Source organism: Telluria aromaticivorans (genome assembly GCF_013003915.1).
GTDB classification, from domain to species: Bacteria; Pseudomonadota; Gammaproteobacteria; order Burkholderiales; family Burkholderiaceae_D; genus Telluria; species Telluria aromaticivorans.
Genome location: NZ_JABAIV010000004.1, coordinates 183749 through 199889, shown reverse-complemented (window position 1 = coordinate 199889; position 16141 = coordinate 183749). Strand labels below are relative to the sequence as shown.

At 63.0% G+C, this 16141-nt stretch carries 12 protein-coding genes; 7 read left to right on the top strand and 5 right to left on the bottom strand.

Going from position 1 to position 16141, the window contains the following annotated elements; genetic code table 11:
- Positions 1–17: 17 nt before the first annotated feature.
- The 4 genes from HGB41_RS13565 to HGB41_RS13550 form a co-directional block, all read right to left on the bottom strand.
- Complete coding sequence (locus HGB41_RS13565) at positions 18–1328, bottom strand: ABC transporter permease (RefSeq protein ID WP_171085226.1); 1311 nt, start codon at positions 1326–1328, stop codon at positions 18–20.
- A 10-nt stretch (positions 1329–1338) separates the two neighbouring features.
- The gene (locus tag HGB41_RS13560; protein WP_171085224.1) at positions 1339–2049 is read right to left on the bottom strand and encodes an ABC transporter ATP-binding protein; all 711 of its coding nucleotides are present in this window, start codon (positions 2047–2049) and stop codon (positions 1339–1341) included.
- Positions 2050–2080: 31 nt separating this feature from the next.
- Positions 2081–3349 carry an efflux RND transporter periplasmic adaptor subunit gene (locus HGB41_RS13555; RefSeq protein ID WP_171085222.1) on the bottom strand — a complete coding sequence of 423 codons (1269 nt, stop codon included), beginning with the start codon at positions 3347–3349 and terminating at the stop codon, positions 2081–2083.
- 296 nt (positions 3350–3645) lie between these two features.
- Positions 3646–5421: a YbhB/YbcL family Raf kinase inhibitor-like protein gene (locus HGB41_RS13550; protein ID WP_171085220.1), complete on the bottom strand. Its 1776-nt coding sequence runs from the start codon at positions 5419–5421 to the stop codon at positions 3646–3648.
- A 221-nt stretch (positions 5422–5642) separates the two neighbouring features.
- On the opposite strand from HGB41_RS13550, the gene HGB41_RS13545 reads away from it, so the two are divergent.
- Complete coding sequence (locus HGB41_RS13545; protein ID WP_229423017.1) at positions 5643–7208, top strand: MutS-related protein; 1566 nt, start codon at positions 5643–5645, stop codon at positions 7206–7208.
- A 209-nt stretch (positions 7209–7417) separates the two neighbouring features.
- On the opposite strand, the gene HGB41_RS13540 is transcribed toward HGB41_RS13545, so the two are convergent.
- On the bottom strand, positions 7418–9217 hold the full coding sequence (locus HGB41_RS13540; protein ID WP_171085216.1) for a phosphoethanolamine transferase: 1800 nt from the start codon (positions 9215–9217) through the stop codon (positions 7418–7420).
- 551 nt (positions 9218–9768) lie between these two features.
- On the opposite strand from HGB41_RS13540, the gene rpsL reads away from it, so the two are divergent.
- The 6 genes from rpsL to HGB41_RS13510 all read left to right on the top strand — a co-directional run bounded on the left by rpsL (position 9769) and on the right by HGB41_RS13510 (position 16083).
- Complete coding sequence (gene rpsL / locus HGB41_RS13535) at positions 9769–10152, top strand: 30S ribosomal protein S12 (protein WP_091877422.1); 384 nt, start codon at positions 9769–9771, stop codon at positions 10150–10152.
- A gap of 147 nt (positions 10153–10299) precedes the next feature.
- Positions 10300–10770, top strand: coding sequence for a 30S ribosomal protein S7 (rpsG, locus tag HGB41_RS13530; protein ID WP_171085213.1), 471 nt, complete (start codon positions 10300–10302; stop codon positions 10768–10770).
- Between the two features lie 116 nt (positions 10771–10886).
- Positions 10887–12992 (top strand): elongation factor G, encoded by a 2106-nt coding sequence (gene fusA / locus HGB41_RS13525; RefSeq protein WP_171085211.1) that lies wholly within the window; start codon positions 10887–10889, stop codon positions 12990–12992.
- Positions 12993–13066: 74 nt separating this feature from the next.
- Positions 13067–14257 (top strand): elongation factor Tu, encoded by a 1191-nt coding sequence (gene tuf / locus HGB41_RS13520; protein WP_171085209.1) that lies wholly within the window; start codon positions 13067–13069, stop codon positions 14255–14257.
- A gap of 286 nt (positions 14258–14543) precedes the next feature.
- Positions 14544–14858: a 30S ribosomal protein S10 gene (gene rpsJ / locus HGB41_RS13515; RefSeq protein ID WP_091877180.1), complete on the top strand. Its 315-nt coding sequence runs from the start codon at positions 14544–14546 to the stop codon at positions 14856–14858.
- 301 nt (positions 14859–15159) lie between these two features.
- Positions 15160–16083: a hypothetical protein gene (locus tag HGB41_RS13510; protein WP_171085207.1), complete on the top strand. Its 924-nt coding sequence runs from the start codon at positions 15160–15162 to the stop codon at positions 16081–16083.
- Positions 16084–16141: the final 58 nt, after the last annotated feature.

Genomic DNA, 16141 nt, shown 5'->3' with positions numbered 1-16141 from the left:
ATGGTTCTCTCTCGCTCTTATTGGGATTTCAGCTGGATCGCCGGCGTCACCTGGCAGGCGCGCCAGGTCGGCAGCAGGCCTGCGACGAGCGCGGCGGCCACGGACATGATGAAAGTCACGATCAGCATCTGCCAGTCCATGCGCGCGATCGCGGCCATGCCCTTGCTCTGCATGCCGATCAGCGCCAGCGCGCCGAAGGCCAGCACCAGTCCCAGCACACCGCCGGCCAGGCCGACCACGCCGGTCTCGATCAGGAACTGGCGGAAGATGTCGCGGCGCGAAGCGCCCAGCGCGCGGCGGATGCCGACTTCGGCGGCGCGCACCGAGAACTTCGCCAGCAGCAGGCCGATGGTGTTCACCAGGCACAGCACCAGGAAGCCGAAGGCGAGCCAGGCCGACAGCTTGCTGTCGTTGCCCACCACTTTCAGTTCTTCCATCCACTCCATCACGTTGTACAGCTTGTTCGGCGCATTGCGCTTGAGGCGCCCCAGCTTGCGCTGGTCGCTGGCATAGTTGTCGAGGAAGGATTGCAGCTCGGCGCGGTCGCTGCTTGACCTGGTCTCGAACCAGAACTGGATCCAGGTGCATTCGGAGGTGAGCAGGTTGGCGAAGCCGGGGTCGCGGTTGGCGCTGCAGTTCATGCTGCCGCTGTGGCCCTGTTCATGGCGGATCGCGGTGGCGAAGGGGATGAAGAATTCCTCGCCCTTGCCGAAGCGGCTGCCGCCGATCAGCTTGTAGTAGCGCGGCAGCGGCGACCAGGTGTCGATCACGCCGGTCACGGTGAAGGGGAAGCCTTTCATCATGAGCTGCTTGCCGACCGGGTTGGCGTCGCCGAACAGCTTCTCGGCGGTCTCGCGGCCCAGCACCACGACATCGGCGCCGCGTGCATCATCAAGCGCGGTCCAGGGCTGGCCGTGCAGGAAGGGCACCTTGAACATGGCGAAGAAGTCGACGCTCGGCGCCAGTCCGCGCGCATTGAAGGCCGGGATGTCGCTGCGCGGCGGTTCGACCGGCAGCTCGACGCCGTACATCGCCGTGCGGCGCTCGCCCTGGCCGCTCTTGAGCAGGTTGGACGCGTCCGGATAGCTCATCTGCATGTCGTTGGGGCCATCGCTCGGGACCCAGCCTTCCACCTGGCCGTTGTCGAGCTGCGGCACGAACAGGCGGTCGCTCTTCTCGGGGATCGGGTCGCCCGACATCATGTGCAGGATGGTCAGCGTCGATACGCTGGCGGCCACGCCGATGGCCAGGGTCAGCACCATCAGCGCGGTCAGGGCAGGGTTGCGGCGCAGGCTGCGCACGCCAAGCTTGAAGTAATAGGAGAACATGGCGCTTTCCTTAAGCCGAGACCGGGGCCTTGTCGACCAGGGTCGGGCCCTTGCGCACCAGGTCCGAGACCTGGCCGTCGATGATGTGCACGTTGCGGTGGGTGCGCACGGCCAGTTCCGGGTCGTGGGTGACCATCAGGATGGTGGTGCCGGCCGCGTTGATCTCTTCCAGCAGCTCCATCACGCCGCGCGCCATTTGCGTGTCGAGGTTACCGGTCGGTTCATCGGCCAGTAGCAGCTTGGGCGAGCCGGCCAGTGCGCGCGCGATCGCCACGCGCTGCTGCTGGCCGCCGGACAGTTCGGCCGGGTAGTGCTTCATGCGCGAGGCCAGGCCGACCTTGGACAGCGCATCCTCGATGCGTTCCTTGCGCTCGGTCTTGTTGAAGCCGCGGTAGCGCAGTGGCACGTCGACGTTGTCGAACAGGTTCAGGTCGGGAATCAGGTTGAAGCCCTGGAAGATGAAGCCCAGCTTCTCGTTGCGCAGGCGCGAGCGGGCGGTGTCGTCCAGGCCCTTCACGTTGACGCCGTCGAGGATGTACTCGCCCGAGCTGAATTCTTCCAGCAGGCCGGCGATGTTCAGGAAGCTGGTCTTGCCGGAGCCGGAAGGACCGGTCACGGTGACGAACTCGCCCTGCTTGACGTCGATCTCGAAGCCGCGCAGCGCGTGGGTCTCGATCATGTGGGTGCGGTACACCTTGCTCAGGTTGGTCATGCGCAGCATGGGTTTCTCCTTTGTTTGTCTTGTTAAGCGTTCAGCGGTTGATCGAGATGCGTTGTGCGTTCTTGAAGGTATCGGTGCCGGAAATGACGACCTTGTCGCCCACCTTCAGGCCCGACAGGATCTCCACGGCGGAAATGCTGGTGGCGCCCAGCTGGACCGGGGTACGCACGGCCACCCCGTCTTCCACCCGGTAGGCGAAGCGCCCGCCATCGTTTTCCACAAAAGGTCCGCGCGGCAGCATGGTCACGTTCGGGCGTTCTTCGATCAGCAGCCGCGCGGTCACGCGCTGGCTCTGGCGCAGGCCCTTCGGCTGCGCGCCATCGAAGCGCACGCGTGCCAGCACCTGGTTCTTGACGACTTCGGGCGACAGCGCGGAGAGCTTGCCGGTGGCGGTGCCGCCCGGCAGGGTGATCTCGGCGTTCATGCCCAGGCCGATGTCGGTCATGTACGACTCCGGCACTTCGAGTTCGACTTCGAGCTTGGACAGGTCGACCAGGGTCATCAGGGGCGCGTTGGCGGCGACCACCATGCGGTTCTGGACGTTCAGGGTGCCGATGAAGCCATCCACCGGCGCACGCACTGTCAATTCGTCGACGCGGCGCTGGGCATTGGCCATCGACAGGCGCTGGCGTTCCAGTTCGTTGACCTTGGTCTTCAGGGCCAGCTGCACGTCGTCGCTTTCCAGGCCGGCGGCCTGGGTGGCGTGGCGCGCCTTGATCTCGGCCGAGTTCAGCGCATCCTTGGCTTTCTGGTAGTCGATCTTGGCGATGATGCCGACCTGCGCCACGCTTTCGTAGCGCTCCAGCGTGCGCTGGGCCGACAGGCGGTCGATTTCGGCAGTGTCGGCTTCGCGCTTGGCCAGCAGCTTCTGTTTGCGTGCCAGGATCTGCTGGCGCGCCACTTCGGCCTTCAACTGTTCGTAGCTCGACACTTCACGCTTGAGTTCATCGGACAAATCGGGCGATTCCAGTACGGCCAGCACGTCGCCGCGTTTCACGGTGTCGCCGGCGGCGACTTTCAGGTTGACGGTGGCGGGGGAGGTGGAATACAGGGTCGGGCTGACCGCAGCGACCACGCGGCCATTCACCGAGGCGTCGCGCACCAGGGTGCCTCGGGTGACTTCGGCAATGCGCAGGCGGGCTTCACTGACGGAGTGCTCGCTGCTGCTCCAGGCGCCGAAGACGGCGGCCGTGACGGCGACGATGGCGACGGCGCCGCCCACCCACAGCGCGCGGCGCTTGAGCTTGTGGACCGGGGCCGGGGCAAGGACGGCATCTTGTTCTGATGTATCGCGGATCATGGTGTTTCCAGTAACGACGGGTTGTGGTCGTTAGTGCACGATCCGTGCCAGCAGCGCGGGAGTTGTTAAGTCATTGATTGAAAAGGAAACGGACACGCCGGACAAAGTTGTCCGGAGTGTCCGCGAGGGGTGTCCGTACGTACGCGGACACGGCTGTGTGGGCTCAGCCGTACATCGTAGGGTGGGCAGATTCTGCCCACGCGTTCAAACCGTGCATGAGCTGACGTATCGTTCATTCGGGAGCCGGTTGAACGCGTGGGCAAGGAACTTTCCCACCCTACGGGCCGCGTCTTCGTCTACTTCTGCGGCTTCTGCTTCTGCCCGTACGTCCCCATCACCTCGCCCTTGGAAATCACATGCCCCTGCATTGCCTGCAGCAGCGTATCGCGATCCGCCCCGAACGGCACATCGAGCATCGCATCGAGCGCATACACCTGGAAGTGGTAACGGTGCGGCTTGTCACCCACCGGCGGCTTCGGCCCGAAATAGCCCATCGAGCCGCGCGTGTTACGGCCCTGCAGCACGCCCTCGGGATCGGTCAGGCGCGGCTGCTCCTGCAGGCCTTCCGGCAGGCTGGTGACGTTCGCCGGAATGTTCCAGGCCAGCCAATGGACGAAGGGCGTGACCGGCTTCGAATCCGGATCTTCCATCACGATGGCATAGGACTTCGCGTTCGGCACCGCAGCCCACGACAGCGCCGGCGACACGCCGTCGGCGTATTCGCTGAACTTCTGGTCCATCATGCCGCCGGCCTTGAAGCTCGGCGAGCTGACCGCCAGCGTGCCCTTGGCGGCGGTCTCGGTGCGCTTGTTCGCGAGCGGCCCGCCATTGCCCTTGTTGGCCTGCTCGCGCATCGGCCCCGCGGGCGGCATCGCCGCCAGGTTGCCCGGCTTGCCGGCATTGTGGGCGATGCGGTAGATCACGCCGTTGGCGTCGTCCGCCATCAGCAGCGAGCCGTCCTTGGCGAAGGCCAGGCCGACCGGACGTGCGATATGGGTGTTGCCGCCGTCGGTGAGGAACCCGGTGACGAAGGGCTCGACCGATTTCGGCTGGCCGTTGGCGAAGCGCACCCGCACGATCTCGTAACCCGAGGCCTGGGCGCGGTTCCACGAGCCGCGCATGGTGACGAACGCGTCGCCGGCGTAATCGGGCGGGAAGCCGCCTGTTGCGCCAAACACCAGCTGCATCGGCGCCGCGTGCGCGGTATAGCCCAGCACCATCGGCGTGCTGCGCGCCTTCCACTGTTCCTTGGTGATGTCGCCGACCGGGGTTGTCTGTGGATGGATGTCGCCCTTGCCGAAGACGTGCGGCCAGCCGTACATCTTGCCCAGCTCGATCTTGTTGATTTCTTCCTGCTGCTGGTCGTCGCCCAGGAAGTCGATGCCGTGGTCAAAGCTCCACAGCTCGCCTGTCTGCGGATGCCAGGCGAAACCGATGGTGTTGCGCAGGCCGGAGGCAAAGATGCTGCGCTGCTGGCCGTCCGGCGAAATGCGCAGGATGGTCGCGTTCTCCGGGTTGCTCTCGTTGCAGGTATTGCAGGTGCTGCCCACGCTCAGGTAGAGCATGCCGTCCGGGCCGAAGGCCATGGTGCGGTTCGGGTGCTGGCCGGAGTCCGGCAGGTCGCCGATCAGCAGTTTCAGGTCGCCCAGGCGGCCGTCCGGCTTCATGTCGGCCACGAACAATTCCTTGACCGTGACGAGATAGAACTTGTTGTCCTTGATCGCGATGCCGTGCGCGCCGGCGCGGTTCGCCACCTCGACAGGCGCGCCGTCGGCCTTGCCGTCGCCATCGGCATCGCGCAGCATCAGCACGTCGCCCTGGTCGCGCCGGCTCACATAGATGTCGCCGCTCGGCGCCACCGCGATGATGCGGACGTTCTTCAGGCCGGTGGCGAAAGGCGTCACGACGAAGCCCTGCGGCGCCTTGATGCCGCGCATGCGATCCGGCGTGGCTTCCACCTTGGCGGGTTTGAAGGTATTGGCCGGGTTGGAGGCCCGGGTGCCGTCGCCCTGCTGGGCGTAGGCCGCGCCGATGGCGAGGGTGAGCAAGCTTGCGGTAAGAGCGCGTTTCATGGAAGCCATCCTTTTTGTTGGTCGTTGTGTGAATACGTGCGGTGGCTCATCCTGCCATGTGTTGTCATATCAGTATGTTGGGAGACGTACGCAGTTGATTCTCGATCCGTGACAAAGCTTGAACATTCGGTATTGACGGGCTGCTAAGATCCCGCGTCGACACCGCTTTCCACCGTCCCCTGCCCATGCCTCCCAAGTTTGCATCCCTGTTTGGCTCCCTGTTGAGCTTGCTGCCCGACGATTTCCAGCCGGCAGCCCGGAGCGAACTGCCATCGCATTTCTTTACGCCGGAAGAGATCGGGCGCCTGCATCGTGCCGATGCGGATCCATGCACCTCGCTCGACGACCAGACCTGGCAAGACCTGCTGCTCGAATCCTGTGAAGACAAGCTGGCGCTGGGCAGCAGCATTTTCGGGCGCCAGATGCTGCACCGCCGCCTGCGCGCCGGCATCGGCGATGCGGAATGCGCGTCGCTCGGCGCGCGCCTGCGCGGCCTGCTGGCCGATCCCGCCCGCCTTGATGCGCTGGACACGGCCTTGCGTCCGCTGCGCTATGCCGACACCGAACTCGCCGGCCTGCTATTCGGCGGCGAGCCGCCGCAGGCGCCGTCCTGGGCGCGCTTGCTGTGGACGCTGCCGGTGCTCCTGCTCGGGTCCCTGGCCTTGCTGGCGACGCAGCCGCTCGGCTGGATGGCGACGATCGCCGCCCTGGTACCCTTGATGGCGCTGCAGATCAGCTACCACCGCCGTATCGAGCTGTGGACGGCGACCCTGAACAGCCTGAACGCGCTGCTGGCCGGCAGCCACAAGCTGGCGGAATTCGGCGGCCCGCTCTTGGCGCCCTTCGTCGACGCGCGCGGACAGGCCGCGCGCCTGCACAAGCGGGTAGGGCGCTCGCTCCTGATGCGCATGATCCCGGGCGGGGAAGCCTACCTCAACTGGTTCGCCGCCTATAACGTGCGCCGCTACTGGAAGACCATGCGCGCCGTCTACCAGGCGCGCGACTTCCTGCGCGACGCCTGCCTGCGCACTGCCGAACTGGAAGCCGACGTGGCCCTGGCGCGCCACCTGCGCGGCCTGGACCACTGGTGCTGGGTCGAGCGCACGCCGGCGCGCACGCTCGAGTTGGAGGGCGGCGTGCACCCGCTGATGGAAGGGCCGACTGCGTTGTCGGTGGCGCTCGATGGACGCGGCGCCTTCATCTCCGGCCAGAACGCCTCGGGCAAGAGCACCTTCCTGCGCATGGTGGGCCTGAACCTGGTGGTGGCGCGCGCCTTCGGCTTCTGCTACGCCGAGGGGGCGCGCCTGCCGGCGGTGCCGGTGCGGGCCAGCATGCAGAACGAGGATTCGCTGCTCGGCGGCGAGAGTTTATATATGTCGGAACTGCGCCGCGCGCGCGAATTATTGGACGCCAGCGGCGCGCCACCCGGCGTCTGCCTGGTGGACGAGGTCTTCCGCGGCACCAACCACCTGGAGTCGGTGTCGGCCGCCGCCGCGGTGCTGGAAACGCTGTGCGACCGCGACCTGGTGCTGGTGTCGTCGCACAACCTGGTGCTGGCGCGCCTGCTGCACGGCCGGCTCGAACCGCTGCGCATCGATACATCGAGCGGCAGCCCGGTGCTGAAGCCGGGCGTGCTGCGCAACCCGAACGGCATCGCGCTGCTGGCCACGCAGGGCTTTGGAACGCAGATCGAGGACAGGGCAGCCGAGGTGGCGCGCTGGCTCAGCGCGCACCTGGTGGAGCCGGAGCAGCAAGAGGCGCCCAAGGCCCTGGCGCCGGTCACGTAAGAGTCGCTCATCAATCGTAGGGTGGGCAATTCGTAACTCAGGCCATTGGCCTGAGTTACCTTGCCCACGCGTTCAACCAGTGCGTGAATATCGTCGTCGTCGTACGACGGAGCGGAGACGGTTTGAACGCGTGGGCAGGCAAGACAGTCCAGTGGACTGTCTTGCGTCCACCCTACGAGTCAGCGGCGGCTCTTCATTGACCGGCATAATCAATAGCGCTTGAGCGGCTTGCCCTTCGCGATCACCTCGCGGCAGTCGCCGCGCATGGTGGAATCGTCGTAGTCGGTCCAGCCATAGCTGTCGACATAGCGCTTGTGGCGCTTGAATTCCGGGCTCAGGAAACTCCACTCGAGCCGTTCGCCGGGATAGCGGATGTCGGCCATGTCGAGCGCGGTGTGGAACATGTTCTCGGTCGAGAGCCTGGCCTTGCGGTGGCGCTGCAGCTGTTCGATCTTGGCGGGGAAGCGCTCGGCATAGCTGCTCGAATACCAGACGAAGGCCGGGATGTGGAATTCGTACTGCGTGTTATGCCCGTGGAAAGCGATCTTGCACGACTTGTCGTACAGCGTCTGGCCATGGTCGGCCACGTACAGCAGCGAGGATGGCAGGCTGGATTCCTTGAGCACCCCGATCACGTTCGACAGGAACCAGTCGGTGTACAGGATCGCGCTGTCATAGCTGTTATTAATCTGCGGCTCGATGCGGGTATCGGTGTAGTCGGGCTTCGCGATCGCGGTAAGCGAAGGGTGCCAGCGGTCGAATTCCTTCGGGTAGCGGTGCCCGTAGTTCCAGTGGCTGCCCAGGGTATGCAGCACCACCAGCACCTTTTGCGCGGGGTCGGCGATGGCCCGCCGCAGCGGTGCGAGCAGCACGTCGTCGTGGTTCGAGGCGCCGGAAAAGCCGCCCAGGTTCAGGAACTGGACGTCGTCGGCCTCCTTGGCGAACACCGACACCGGCGTGTCGAACTTGCCGAACGAGACCTGGTTCGAGATCCAGAAGGTCTTGAAGCCGGCTTCCCGGAAGGCCGACAGCATCGATTTTTCCGAGAAGCCGTCTTTCAGGCTTTGCATCGCCGGTTTGCGCGAAATGATCACCGGGACCGACAGGCGGGTCGCCGACACCGGGGTGATCACGTCCTGCAGCATCACCAGGTTGTCTTCTTTTGCCAGCAGCGGATTGGTGGGGCGTCCGTAGCCGTTCAGGCTCCAGCGGTCGAAGCGCGAGGATTCGCCCAGCACCAGCACGACCACCTGCGGCGCATGCGTGTCGCCAGCCTGGTGTGCGCCGAAGCGGAAGGCCGCGCTGCGCCGGTTCAGTTCCGCCAGGTAGATGCGCTCTTTATAGAAGTCGATGCCGCGTGCGGTCAGGCCGTAGGGCCAGGAGCGCGAAAAGATGCCGAGGTCGAAGGGCAGCTTCGCCCAGTGCGGCAGCGCCGGCGGGTGGGCAGCGGACGCCGACGCCGTGGCAGCCGAGGCTTTCACTGGCTGCGCGATGCCGTACTTGTGGCCATAGGCCAGCACCGCCGCGCAACTGCCCAGCGCCGCCAGCACCACCCAGCGCGAGCGGTCGGTCCAGTCGAAGTCGCGGGTGCGGCAGGCCACCACCCAGGTCGAGCCGAACCACAGCAGCACGGTCATAATGACGACGCCCAGCAGCCAGGCTTTCCCGCCCAGGAATTCGAGCGCTTCGCTGGGGCTGGTCTCCGCGATGACGCCGAGGTGGTGGGTCGAGATGCCCTGGCCATAATAAGTAAGCAGGTAGAGCTCGGTCGGCAGCGCCAGGAAGGCCGGCAGCAGCGCCCAGTGGAACCAGGCGGGCCGCTTGAACAGGGCCCAGGCCGCCATCCAGGCAAACAGGCCGGCGCCCAGCAGCTGCCATGGATCTTCCAGGGGCGTGCCCAGCAATTGCCCGGCAAAGGGCATCGCCGACAGCACTGCATAGCTCAGCAGCAGGTACAGGTTGGCGGGGCGCAGCAGGGGAGGCGGCAAGTGGCGCAACAGGCGGGACATTGGCTCGGCGGAGGGGAAAAGCGGCTATTATGCTCACTTTGGCGGCAGCCGTCTTTATTCGCAGAAATGCCACCACCGGGCTAAAGCCGATCACTTAAGCGTCGCCACTGACTCGTAGGGTGGGCAAGTTTCTTGCCCACGCGTTCAATCAGTGGATGAGTAGTTTCGCGGTTGTTCGTAGCCCGGTTGAACGCGCGGGCGGCGTAGCCGCCCACCCTACAGTTCTCAATAATTGACCGGCACTGACCCTCGGGCCTACGGTAGAACCGCGACGGCAATAACTTGTAGCAAGCTTGCCACATCCTCCACGGTAAACCGGCTTCAGGCGCCGCTGCCGGGTTCGCTGCTCACCAAAGCGGTTGACCCCTTGCCATATCAAGCCTATACTCGCGAGTTCTCGTTTTTATTCTGCACATCGTATACGCATTCGCAGCCGCTCCTTCGGTGAGTGGCTTTCGTCGCCTGCGTTGTGGGGCTGAGCGGGACTAGGTTTCAGTCCCCGGACAAGCGGTCCGGGTTATCAACTGTAGTACTTTGTTGGATTAGGAACGATGCCAACCATCAATCAACTGATTCGCAAGCCGCGCGTTGCCGCGGTTGTGAAGAGCAAGTCGCCGGCACTGGAAAACTGCCCGCAAAAGCGCGGTGTCTGCACCCGTGTGTACACCACGACCCCAAAGAAGCCGAACTCGGCTCTGCGTAAAGTCGCCAAAGTTCGCCTGACCAACGGTTTCGAAGTCATTTCGTACATCGGCGGTGAAGGCCACAACCTGCAAGAGCACAGCGTTGTCCTGCTGCGCGGCGGTCGTGTAAAAGACTTGCCAGGTGTGCGTTACCACATGGTTCGCGGTGCACTGGATACCCAGGGCGTCAAAGACCGTAAGCAGGCTCGCTCGAAGTACGGCGCCAAGCGTGCCAAGGCTGCGAAGAAGTAATAGCGGAGCTGTAATACGCGGGTCTCGGTCATACCGGGGTCATATTTAAAAGTTAAGTTGAGCCGGCCGTAAGGCCGAGTAAGTGAGTGGTCATGATGGCCCTCGCGAGTGCCCTTAAAGCACTCAACTGAAGATAAAGGAATTGAAATGCCACGTCGTCGTGAAGTACCCAAGCGCGAGATCCTGCCAGATCCAAAATTCGGCAACACCGATGTCGCCAAGTTCGTGAACGTTCTGATGTTGTCCGGCAAGAAGTCGGTCGCTGAAAACATCATCTACGGTGCGTTTGAATACATCCAGACCAAATCGGGCAAGGACCCGCTGGAAGTGTTCGTGACCGCGATCAACAACGCCAAGCCGCTGGTGGAAGTCAAATCCCGCCGTGTCGGCGGTGCCAACTACCAGGTGCCAGTGGAAGTTCGTCCGGTTCGTCGTATGGCGCTGTCCATGCGTTGGTTGCGCGAAGCCGCAAACAAGCGCAGCGAAAAATCCATGCCACAACGTCTCGGCGGTGAACTGATGGAAGCGGCCGAAATGCGCGGTGGCGCCATGAAGCGTCGCGATGAAGTGCACCGTATGGCTGAAGCGAACAAGGCGTTCTCGCACTTCCGCTTCTAAGCAAATGGCCAGACCCTCCAGGGGGCGCGGCCGTGCAGTATCTGTTGTTCAGGCCGGGCACATTTTGACTCCAAGATGCCGCCCGGTTTTGTCCATTCAAAGATTTAGGAAAAATTATGGCACGCAAGACCCCCATTGAGCGCTACCGCAACATCGGTATTTCCGCTCACATCGATGCTGGTAAAACCACCACCACCGAACGCGTCCTGTTCTACACCGGCGTGAACCACAAGATCGGCGAAGTGCACGATGGCGCCGCGACCATGGACTGGATGGAGCAGGAGCAGGAACGCGGCATTACCATTACCTCGGCAGCGACGACCTGCTTCTGGAAGGGTATGGCCAACAATTTCGAGCCGCACCACATCAACATCATCGACACCCCGGGCCACGTCGACTTCACCATTGAAGTCGAACGCTCGATGCGCGTGCTCGACGGCGCCTGCATGGTTTACTGTGCAGTCGGCGGCGTGCAGCCACAGTCGGAAACCGTGTGGCGCCAGGCTAACAAGTACAAAGTTCCACGTCTGGCCTTCGTCAACAAGATGGACCGTACCGGTGCGAACTTCTTCAAGGTCTACGACCAGATGCGCGCTCGCCTGAAGGCAAACCCGATTCCTCTGCAGATCCCGATCGGCGCGGAAGAGAACTTCCTGGGCGTGGTCGACCTCGTCAAGATGAAGGCCATCTTCTGGGACGACGCTTCGCAGGGCATGAAGTTCGACTACCGCGACATCCCGGCCGAACTGGCTGACCAGGCTGCCGAATGGCGCGAGAAGCTGGTCGAAACCGCCGCTGAAGCGTCGGAAGAGCTGATGAACAAGTACCTGGACGAAGGCGACCTCTCGGAAGAAGAGATCAAGGCAGCCCTGCGCCAGCGTACCATCGCGTCGGAAATCGTCCCGATGATGTGCGGCACCGCGTTCAAGAACAAGGGCGTGCAAGCCATGCTCGACGGCGTGATCGAATACCTGCCATCGCCAGTCGACATCCCGCCAGTCGGCGGTACCGACGAGGACGACCAGCCGGTCACCCGCCGCGCAGCCGACGACGAGAAGTTCTCGGCGCTGGCATTCAAGATCATGACCGACCCGTTCGTCGGCCAGCTGATCTTCTTCCGCGTCTACTCGGGCATGATCAAGTCGGGCGACACCGTCTACAACCCAATCAAGGGCAAGAAAGAACGCCTGGGTCGTATTCTGCAGATGCACGCTAACCAGCGCGAAGAGATCAAGGAAGTCCACGCAGGCGACATCGCCGCAGCGGTCGGCCTGAAAGAAGCGACCACGGGCGAAACCCTGTGCGATCCTTCGTCGGTCATCACCCTGGAAAAGATGGTCTTCCCTGAGCCGGTCATCCAGCAGGCTGTCGAGCCGAAGACCAAGGCTGACCAGGAAAAAATGGGCCTGGCGCTGAACCGCCTGGCACAGGAAGATCCGTCGTTCCGCGTGCGTACCGATGAAGAATCGGGCCAGACCATCATCGGTGGTATGGGCGAGCTGCACCTGGAAATTATCGTCGACCGCATGAAGCGCGAATTCAGCGTCGAAGCGACCGTCGGCAAGCCACAGGTTGCCTACCGCGAAACCATCCGCAAGACGGTCACCGACGTCGAAGGCAAGTTCGTCAAGCAGTCGGGCGGTCGCGGCCAGTACGGCCACGCAGTCCTGACCATCGAACCGCAAGAGCCAGGCAAGGGCTTCGAGTTCGTCGACGCCATCAAGGGCGGTGTGATTCCTCGCGAATACATCCCTGCAGTCGAAAAAGGTGTGCGCGAGACCCTGACCACCGGCGTGCTGGCTGGTTACCCGGTCGTTGACGTCAAAGTCACCGTGACCTTCGGTTCGTACCACGACGTCGACTCGAACGAGAACGCGTTCCGTATGGCTGGTTCGATGGCATTCAAGGACGGCTGCCGTAAAGCATCGCCAGTCATCCTCGAGCCAATGATGGCCGTGGAAGTGGAAACGCCGGAAGACTACGCTGGTTCGGTGATGGGTGACCTGTCGTCGCGTCGCGGTATGGTCCAGGGCATGGACGAAATCCCGGGCGGCGGCGGCAAGATCATCAAGGCCGAAGTCCCGCTGTCGGAAATGTTCGGTTACTCGACCTCGCTGCGTTCGGCGACCCAGGGCCGTGCAACCTACACGATGGAATTCAAGCACTATTCGGAAGCTCCGAAGCACGTGATTGACGCCATCGTCACCGCAAAGTCCAAGTAATACCGCGGGGGCAGGACGCGTGTCCTGCCCCGTTAAAATAAAGTAAGACAGTTCATTTAAAGGAAGATCGAAAAATGGCAAAAGGTAAATTCGAACGGAACAAGCCGCACGTCAACGTCGGCACCATCGGCCACGTCGACCACGGCAAGACCACCCTGACCGCAGCTATCGCAACCGTCCTGTCGAAGAAATTCGGCGGCGAAGCTAAAGCATACGACCAGATCGATGCGGCTCCAGAAGAAAAAGCACGCGGCATCACCATCAACACCGCGCACGTCGAGTACGAGACCGAAAACCGTCACTACGCGCACGTTGACTGCCCAGGCCACGCCGACTACATCAAGAACATGATTACCGGTGCTGCGCAGATGGACGGCGCGATCCTGGTGTGCTCGGCCGCTGACGGCCCAATGCCACAGACCCGCGAGCACATCCTGCTGGCGCGTCAGGTTGGCGTTCCGTACATCATCGTGTTCCTGAACAAGTGCGACCTGGTCGACGACGCAGAGCTGCTGGAACTGGTCGAAATGGAAGTCCGTGAGCTCCTGTCGAAGTACGAGTTCCCAGGCGACGACCTGCCAATCATCAAGGGTTCGGCACGTATGGCCCTCGAAGGCAAGCCGGGCGAAATGGGCGAAGACTGCATCATCGCCCTGGCGCATGCACTGGACACCTACATCCCAACGCCAGAGCGCGCTGTTGACGGCGCCTTCCTGATGCCAGTGGAAGACGTGTTCTCGATCTCGGGTCGCGGCACCGTCGTTACCGGTCGCGTCGAGCGCGGTATCATCAAGGTCGGCGAAGAAATCGAAATCGTCGGTATCGTCGACACCGTCAAGACCATCTGCACCGGCGTGGAAATGTTCCGCAAGCTGCTGGACCAGGGTCAAGCTGGCGACAACGTCGGCCTGCTGCTGCGCGGCACCAAGCGTGAAGATGTCCAGCGTGGTCAGGTCCTGGCAAAGCCAGGTTCGATCAAGCCGCACAACCACTTCACCGGCGAGATCTACGTCCTGTCGAAAGATGAAGGCGGCCGTCACACTCCGTTCTTCAACAACTATCGTCCACAGTTCTACTTCCGTACGACTGACGTGACCGGTTCGATCGAGCTGCCAGCGGACAAAGAAATGGTCATGCCAGGCGACAACGTGTCGATCACCGTCAAGCTGATCAACCCGATCGCGATGGAAGAAGGCCTGCGCTTCGCAATCCGCGAAGGCGGCCGTACCGTCGGCGCCGGCGTTGTAGCAAAAATCCTGGCCTAAGGCTAAGGAGCCTGCCCTTGCAAGGGCAGGCCGCTACGCGGGCGCAGGACATGTCCCGCGAATTCCCCGCTACGCCGTCGTCGCAAAGATCCTGGCCTAATTTCGGTTAGCTGGATCGCTCTACGGGACAGCTGTCCCGTTGGGGCAACAGATGGGGGCAGACTTTTTGGTCTGTCCCCATCTTTATGAGGGGGAACGATGCTATACTCCCGCCTCTTGAGCAGTGCAGAAACACCTTACACACATTGCCGGCTTCGAGCCGGAACGTTCTTTTAAAGGAAACAGCATGTCCGCTAACCAGAAAATCCGCATTCGCCTGAAGGCATTCGACTACAAGCTGATCGACCAGTCCGCACTGGAAATCGTCGACACCGCCAAGCGCACCGGCGCCGTGGTCAAGGGCCCAGTCCCACTGCCAACCCGTATCCAGCGTTTCGACATCCTGCGTTCGCCGCACGTCAACAAGACCTCGCGCGACCAGTTCGAAATCCGTACGCACCAGCGCCTGATGGACATCGTTGATCCTACCGACAAGACCGTTGACGCGCTGATGAAGCTGGACCTGCCAGCTGGCGTGGACGTCGAAATCAAGCTGCAATAATTGCTTGTTCGCCGGCGCAGCAATGCGCCGCGAAGCAAAGGCCGGGAAGTTCGCAAGAACTCCCGGCCTTTGTCATTTGTGGCTCATCATTCTCCTGATATGCCCCTCCACTTGCGAGTCGCCACTGGCCCGTAGGGTGGGCAGATTCTGCCCACGCGTCCAACCAGCGATAGCACGAACACGGCGCCCCTTTTTTTGCCAACTGTAAAAATTTTTCGCTCTACCGCTCGCGCATTGCCAGGCCGCGCCGCCATCTCTACTATGGTGAGATGACGAAAAATCCAACATATGCGGGAGAACCATGCTCCTGGCAGATCGCCTGAACACGACAGCGGCGCAGCTGCGCAGCACCTCCTGGCTGCAGCTCGCGCTGTACGCCTACCTCGCTTTTATCGGCATCGGAGTGCTGCGCCAGGCCCTGCCTGACGAACTTGCGGCGGCGCTGCGGCCCGCCGGGCTGCTGTTGCCGCTGATGCTGATCGCCGCCAAGGACCTGGCGCATGCGCCGGACGCGCTAGGCCGCCTGCGCTCCGCCAGAGGATGGGGCGAACGCATCACTGCATTGCTGCCGCCCGAGCTGGTCGGCATGTTCCGGCTGGACCGCCTGGTGTGGAGCGGATTCGCCCAATGGCTGTTGCGGCGTAAGCCGGCACCGGCGCCAGAAGGCGTGGAGCTGGCTTACCTGCAGCGCGGAGCCTACGGAACGGCGGTTGGCGTGGCCATGGTGGCCCTGTTCCTCGAACTGCCGATCAACGTCCTGCTCATCAACCTGTGGGTCGCCGATGCGGATATGCGCCTGGTGATCCACGTAGTCGGCGGCATCGGGGCGCTGTATTCGTTTGTGTGGGTGCTGGGGGACCGCTGGCATGTGGGCAACGGCTGCCATGCGATTGCCGACGGCGTGCTGCAGCTGTGCGTCGGCGTGCGCAGCCAGGGAAGCATTCCCTTGTGCGCGATCGAGCGCTGCGAAAGGGTAGACGAAGCGCCGGAGCGCTGGCGCCGCCGCCACGGCATTCACGCCTCCGAGACTTTGCTGGTGACGCCGTTCGACAAGCCCAACTGCGTGCTGGTCCTGAAAGCGGAAGCGGGCGTCACGCTGCTGCACTGGCAGGTGCGGCGCAAGGCGCCACGCTACGTGCTGATGTATGTGGACAGGCCGGAGCTGCTGGCCAGTTGGGTAGGTGGCGGATCAAGGCCGACCATTGGCCCCAAGCCAGTCACTTGAGAGCCGCCGGTTTTTCGTAGGGCGGGCGGCTTGTAATCTGGTCCACCGGACCAGATTA